The following is a 6,213-nucleotide window of genomic DNA, read 5'->3' on the forward strand; positions in this document are numbered from 1 at the left end:
AACGTCGCAAACAGGGGCGCCGTTTACGGCGTCCCCGCTTGCTTTGCCTTGTTAAGTTCTTCTGTCAAACCGAGAATTTTGAGGTGCTGCTCCTTGCATTTCGTATCAGGATCATCGCATACCGCCAGGGCGTTCGCCTCTATCTCAGAAAAAATCTGCTCTTGGAACTCCCATCTTTCTTGTAGAGCCTCTAGCTTACCGTTAGCTAGAAGGCTTCTATATTCTGCCAATGACTTCTTTGCGTGCCTGGCGTTATCAATCGCGTTCTTGCTTATAAAAACAGCAACCGTTGTATCTGGCTCCCCTAAAAGGCGCCGGTTCTCATAGATCGCACCCGCGAATACACCGGCGATAAATCCGGCGAGCAAAATGATCAAAAGCTTCATGAGGTAACCTTAACGCCCGGCCTTGGGGCGTGCGTTCTTTGCGCGTCCCGCCACGCTTTTCAGTGGCCTCAACGGCCGCTTGTTAGAAGAATTATCCGGCATAGCTTCTCAATATGGCCCTAAAAAACATTACTAGCCAAAAAGCTATCCAGAGGTATACACCTATAACCCAAAAATAATGTACTAGAGCACGAATCTTACTTTTCGACGCCAGATAATGCGGCTCGTCTTGCTCATAGCGTCTAGCGACAGATTTCAAAGCAAAACCTATTGGGATTAGAAGTAGAACCACTACGTAGCACGGAAGCATGAACAACGGGTGCACACTACTGAGAAGAGTACCAATAACTCCGGTGGCGATCGCAGTGAAGAATAGCTTGATTAGCACACCTTCAAAATCCGAGTACCGTCCATCGAGCATCATCAATGGCTTCTCAATTACCCAAGGCTTCATCATATCCTTCTAACAGTTTGTTAGTGTGCGTGCGCATTTATCCTGGGACACTCTTTCGAGCTTTCCGGGATAACTCTTTGACTCAATTGAAAAATCTTCCATAACTCAAATCTCCCTTCCAGAAAAACGCGCACGCCTGTTATTTCGGCGAGTGCTTGCCTATAAACTTATAAACCAAGCTGGCAACTCTTTGATTCGATTGAGGTTTACGGTACCCCGCTCTGACAAAACGCGCAAGCACGAAAACAAAGCGTGCGCGTTTTGCTCGAAAAGTCCGAATCATACTGTATGGATAACCATGTATTCTTTACATTCAGAAGCGGTTGCCCATATCATGGCGAGACACTATTTTCTGTTCATTCTTCATAGGCTATTCGCATGCTCTCTTTCAGCCATTACCTCGAACAAGCCGCTGCTCAGCATCATGACTTCGATCTGAAGCTCAAGCATGCAATGAAGCCTGTATCCGCCAAGAAGCTGGCCGCGATTCCCGATGACCGCTGGTTGTCCTGCCTGTCGCAGTGTGTGTTTCAGTCTGGCTTTAACTGGAAGGTCGTTGCGAATAAGTGGCCTCGTTTTGAAGAGGTGTTCTGCAATTTCCGCACAGACGTGTTGGTCATGTGGCCACAGGAGCAATACGAGCAGTTTATGCAGGATGACACCATCATCCGTCATATGGCGAAGATCAATTCGGTGTACGAAAACGCCCTGTTCTTCACTGACCTGCAACGTGAGCACGGCAGTGCCGCGGCCTGGTTTGCATCCTGGAAGCCAGAAGATTACGCCTTAAACCTTAAGGTGTTCCGCAAGCGCGGCAACCGGGTTGGTGGGCGAACCGGCCAGATCTTTCTCCGTCGCATGGGGGTGGATTCGCCGATTTTCAGCGACGATATGATTCTGGCACTCACGAGCAAAGGCGTGATTGATGGTGTACCTACGTCAAAAGCGAGCTGGAAAGCCTTTATGGATGCCATGTTGCGCTGGCGCGACGAAACCGGTTACAGCCTCACTGAGCTGAGCCAGATTCTGTCCTGGTCTGTCGGTCCGCGAAGATAAAGGGTCGCGAAGGTAAAAGGTCTTTAGCGTCAGAAAGCTAAAAGGTGTCGGTCGGGAATCTCTCGTCGTATACTCTCGGCTGCGTTTTATTTGTTTCTTTTAAGGTTTGTTATTCATGTCTGCCCCTAGCACGAACACCCCAGATCATCAGCCGCGTCCGTTTGTCGATCTGATGGTCAGTATTGTGATTCCGTCCATTATTCTGATGAAGTTCAGTGGTGACGAACATCTCGGCAGTGTGAATGCGCTTCTGCTGGGTCTCGCCTTCCCTCTGGGTTGGGGCCTGTTTGAGCTGGTGAAGTACCGTAAGAAGAATTTTATCGCCCTGCTGGGGATGATCAGTGTCGGCCTGACCGGTGGCATTGGTCTGCTGGAACTAGATGCTGGCTATCTGGCCATCAAAGAAGCTGCGATTCCCGCCATTATCGGTCTGGCGGTGCTTATTTCGACCCGCACCCGCTATCCACTGGTGCGCACCATGCTTTATAACCCGAATGTGCTGGACGTCGATAAGATTCAGAGCGCTCTAGAAAAGAATAAAGCGACAGAAGAATTTGAAAGCCGCCTGATGAAAGCAACGTACTTCTTTGCCGGTACCTTCCTGTTTTCATCCATCATGAACTATGTGCTGGCAAAGTGGATTGTCGTCAGCCCTTCGGGTACTCAGGCCTTTAACGAAGAGCTGGGCCGTATGACATTGGTCAGCTATCCCATGATCGCGATTCCATCCATGGCCATGATGCTACTGATTTTCTATTACCTGTGGCGCACGATCCGTCGCCTTACTGGCTATACGCTGGAAGAAGTACTGGCTCCGCACCTGGCGGATAAGTGACCGCGGATCACAGACAGAGAGACAGCCAGATTCGTTCTATTATGCGTTCGATGCCAATTGCCACACCTGTGGTAAATTGCTACATTTGAGTTGTGTTGAATATGAGAGTACACCATTATGGCGACTACCAGCATCCGACTGGATCAAGAGCTTGTAGAGAAAGCCACCATTATGGCAAAAGCCTTGAACCGAACCCCTCCCAAGCAAATTGAACACTGGGCTAAGATCGGCGAGATCATGGAAGATAATCCGGACTTACCCTATGAGTTCGTAAAACAGGCGATCATCGCTAGAGCAGAGAAAGAAGCTGGAAAATTAGAGGACTACAACTTTGGCTAACACGACAGGAAAAGTTACCAGAGTTGTACAGACACCCAGTTTTAAAAAAGCAGTTAAGAAACTTAAATCCAATCAAAAAGCCGACCTTGATGGCGCGGTGAGAGAGGTCATGAATGACCCCTTTCTCGGCGATCAGAAAAAAGGCGATCTCGCCTTTCTACGCGTTTATAAATTCAAAATGACGAAACAACTAACGCTTCTGGGGTACAGCTATCAGGATGGTGCTGTAGTTCTGGAGCTGATTGCGCTTGGATCACACGAAAACTTCTATCGCGATGTTAAGCGCATCACATGAATCCACTTGAAACTCCAGATCACTAAACGCCCATTCTCGTTGGGTTGATCAGTAATCGGTAACCGGAAAGATGGATTCAGCGTACATCTGCAGCTCATATATCCACTGTAGCTTCTGAGGGTCATCCGCTACGCGCTGTGCTGCCTGCTCAAGGATTGGCGCGAACTGCTCGAAGGTCAGCAGTGGCGAACCAGGAACGCCCTGCATAAGGCGCTGTGTACGATGCTGCTCCCAGCGCTCGCGCTCGTCTTCGTTGAGGGTGTCAGAGAAATTACGTGCCCGGTAGCGGAACAGCATTTCTTCCCCGCGCTCATCCTGAAATGGGTTCGGATAATCCGCCAGATCCCAACCCTGCATTCGCTGTATTTCATCCATTGCCTGTTTGTCAGCATTCGAGAAGAAACCATCGTATAAGCGAGCATCCACGTCGGAGATTTCGGCAAACTGACGATTGCCAAAGACCTCAGCCATTTTGGCATTCAGAGGTCCTGCTTCACGCAGTATCTTCAGATGGCGACGCAGGTCATCGCCGCTGATGTTCCAACGCTCTGCCTGATCCGGTGTCAGCGTATTTGCAGGCGCAATGACAGGAGATTTGTTGATATGAATTTCTTTCAGAGGCAGGCGGGTTATTCCTTCTGGCATGTCCGCCGCTCGGGTAAAGACGCGCTCTGAAATCTGCTCAGCACTCAGGTCATAGAGTGCGGTCGGATCGGCAGACAGATCCCACGCAATAAAACTGTTTTTGTTTGTCGGGTGCCAACACAGAGGTGCAACAACGGCCATACAGCCCTGCTCTACCGGGTACATTCCTGATACATGCATCAGTGGCTTATGAGTGCCGACATCAATCAGGCCACCCAGCGCCTGCTTACTACGATGCTGATATAGATAACGGTATAATTTAGGTTGTTTATCTTTGATCAGGCGTGCCAGAGCAATGGTCGCACGCACGTCGGACACCGCGTCGTGAGCCTTACCGTGGTCGAGGCCATTTGCTGCAGTCAGGTGCTCAAGCTTAAAGCTGGTTTTGCCAAGGTCGTTCTTTGGCCATTCAATACCTTCCGGACGCAGTGCATAGGCACAACGGACTACATCGAGCAGGTCCCAGCGCGAGTTACCGCCCTGCCACTCACGCGCATAAGGGTCAAAGAAGTTTCGATAGAGCGTGTAGCGCGTAAACTCATCGTCAAAACGAATGCTGTTGTAGCCGGCAACACAGGTACCAGGCTGACTGAACATGTCATTAATGCGAGCGATGAACTCACGTTCTGGAACACCCCTGCTCTGACAATCCTGCGGCGTAATTCCTGTGATCAGAACCGCATCGGGGTGCGGTAAATAATCATCTGTCTGACGACAGAAGATTTCGACAGGCTCTTCGATTTCATTGAGGTCTTCGTCGGTGCGGATAGCGGCAAACTGCGCCGGACGATCCCAGGCCGGGTTAGCGCCAAAGGTTTCGTAGTCGTACCAGACGATGGTGTTCACTCAATGCTCCTGTGTGCAGATCAAAACGCTAGTTTACCGGTTATATGGCACGCATAAAACAAAACCCCCGGAGGACAGCCTGCGGGGGTTCTGTTAAACATCAGCTCAGCGGGTACTTACCAGCCTTTACGCGGGTTACCCGGTACGATCCAGCCCTGCTCTTCATTGCCCGGAAGTTGAGGCAGCTCCCCGTACAACAGGTAATGATGAGCGTCACGAGCCGACTGACGAGGCAACTCTTCCATCGGCAGGTGGCCGACGACTTCGTAAGAAACAAAGGTCATGTTCGGCAGATGCGTTTTGAACTGCTTCATGACGCGCTCTGGTGTCCACTCGTCATCCTCGCCCCACATAACCAGTGATGGCGTCTGGATGTACTTGATGCGATCACTTTCGTTCTCGCCTTCTTCAAGTTGTTTCTCCATGGTGCGGGCAACATCAATAAAGGCCGTACGGTTGCCTTTACGCAGCATCATGTCCTGATTGCGACGGACAATCTCGTCGGTAACCTTTTCATCGTCGGAGTACATAGACTCAATACGATCACGAACTTTACCGCGACGCAGCGTCCAGGAGTTGAGGCCAGCAAGGACAGGAATCGTGTTGTAACCCAATACCGGATGGACTTCCTGATCAAAGCCTGTGGAATCAACGAGCACCATGCTCTCAACGCGCTCTGGGTATTCTTTGGCGAAGTTCCATGTAATGAAACCGCCATACGAGGCGCCGACCAGCTTAACGCTGTCGAGGCCGAGCTTGTCCATGAAGGCTTCGACTTTGCCCATCATGTACTCGACGTCGTATGTTTCTGTTTTTGGGTCAGGCCCGGTCAGGCCGTGTCCTGGAAGATCCAGACGAATCACGCGGAAGTCGGTGGCCATGCGCTCTACCCAGGCATCCCACACATGCAGAGAAGAGTGCTCGCCATGCAACATCAACACAGCTTCATCGCCAAAGCCCTGATCGGTGTAATGCATCACCAGACCATCTACGGCGGTAAACTTCGAGCTTTCGTCGGTGTATTTTTCGGTCAGTTCAGAGAGAGGCCTCGACCCCAGGCCAAAGTAGGCACAGCCCGTAGTAACAACGGTAGTTGCGACCATACTGGCTACCAGCAGCAGCTTGATGAGTTTCATCGTGATCCCCGGATCTTATTATTGTTGTCATATTACTGGGGCAACTCTGATTAATGCAGTTGAGGCTGCGGCTTTCAGGAAAGTAACAGTTCAAGGCGCTACTTAGATGGCATGGCCGGTCACGTCGAAAAGTAGCAACACCGAAATGGTATTTTCCTGAAAGCCCCGAAGGGCGTAGCCTGTAGACACTTTATATCTTTGTTGTTGATCTTATTAAGGAC

The 6,213-nt window shown here is 50.5% G+C and carries 7 protein-coding genes; 4 read left to right on the forward strand and 3 right to left on the reverse strand.

All coding sequences use genetic code 11. The annotated features are described in order from the left end of the window. Nucleotides 1-23: 23 nt before the first annotated feature. Nucleotides 24-386 carry a hypothetical protein gene (locus tag B3007_RS02275; RefSeq protein ID WP_297531871.1) on the reverse strand — a complete coding sequence of 121 codons (363 nt, stop codon included), beginning with the start codon at nucleotides 384-386 and terminating at the stop codon, nucleotides 24-26. 832 nt (nucleotides 387-1,218) lie between these two features. On the opposite strand from B3007_RS02275, the gene B3007_RS02280 reads away from it, so the two are divergent. The 4 genes from B3007_RS02280 (at nucleotide 1,219) to B3007_RS02295 (ending at nucleotide 3,365) form a co-directional block, all read left to right on the forward strand. Further along, complete coding sequence (locus B3007_RS02280; RefSeq protein ID WP_301378258.1) at nucleotides 1,219-1,896, forward strand: DNA-3-methyladenine glycosylase I; 678 nt, start codon at nucleotides 1,219-1,221, stop codon at nucleotides 1,894-1,896. Between the two features lie 115 nt (nucleotides 1,897-2,011). Further along, nucleotides 2,012-2,731 carry a VC0807 family protein gene (locus B3007_RS02285; protein ID WP_273091587.1) on the forward strand — a complete coding sequence of 240 codons (720 nt, stop codon included), beginning with the start codon at nucleotides 2,012-2,014 and terminating at the stop codon, nucleotides 2,729-2,731. A gap of 117 nt (nucleotides 2,732-2,848) precedes the next feature. After that, a complete protein-coding gene (locus B3007_RS02290; RefSeq protein ID WP_301378259.1) occupies nucleotides 2,849-3,070 on the forward strand; it encodes a TA system antitoxin ParD family protein in 222 nt (73 codons plus the stop codon). After that, on the forward strand, nucleotides 3,063-3,365 hold the full coding sequence (locus tag B3007_RS02295) for a type II toxin-antitoxin system RelE/ParE family toxin (RefSeq protein ID WP_301378260.1): 303 nt from the start codon (nucleotides 3,063-3,065) through the stop codon (nucleotides 3,363-3,365). The genes B3007_RS02290 and B3007_RS02295 overlap by 8 nt, the downstream gene beginning before the upstream one ends. 48 nt (nucleotides 3,366-3,413) lie before the next feature. On the opposite strand, the gene sbcB is transcribed toward B3007_RS02295, so the two are convergent. Both sbcB and B3007_RS02305 read right to left on the reverse strand, forming a co-directional pair. Next, complete coding sequence (gene sbcB, locus B3007_RS02300; protein ID WP_068441994.1) at nucleotides 3,414-4,856, reverse strand: exodeoxyribonuclease I; 1,443 nt, start codon at nucleotides 4,854-4,856, stop codon at nucleotides 3,414-3,416. Nucleotides 4,857-4,972: 116 nt separating this feature from the next. After that, a complete protein-coding gene (locus B3007_RS02305) occupies nucleotides 4,973-5,992 on the reverse strand; it encodes an alpha/beta fold hydrolase (protein ID WP_068441991.1) in 1,020 nt (339 codons plus the stop codon). Nucleotides 5,993-6,213 lie beyond the last annotated feature (221 nt).

Origin of the sequence: Thalassolituus sp. UBA675 (assembly GCF_002297765.1) — a bacterium.
In the GTDB taxonomy this organism is placed as follows: Bacteria; Pseudomonadota; Gammaproteobacteria; order Pseudomonadales; family Oceanobacteraceae; genus Thalassolituus.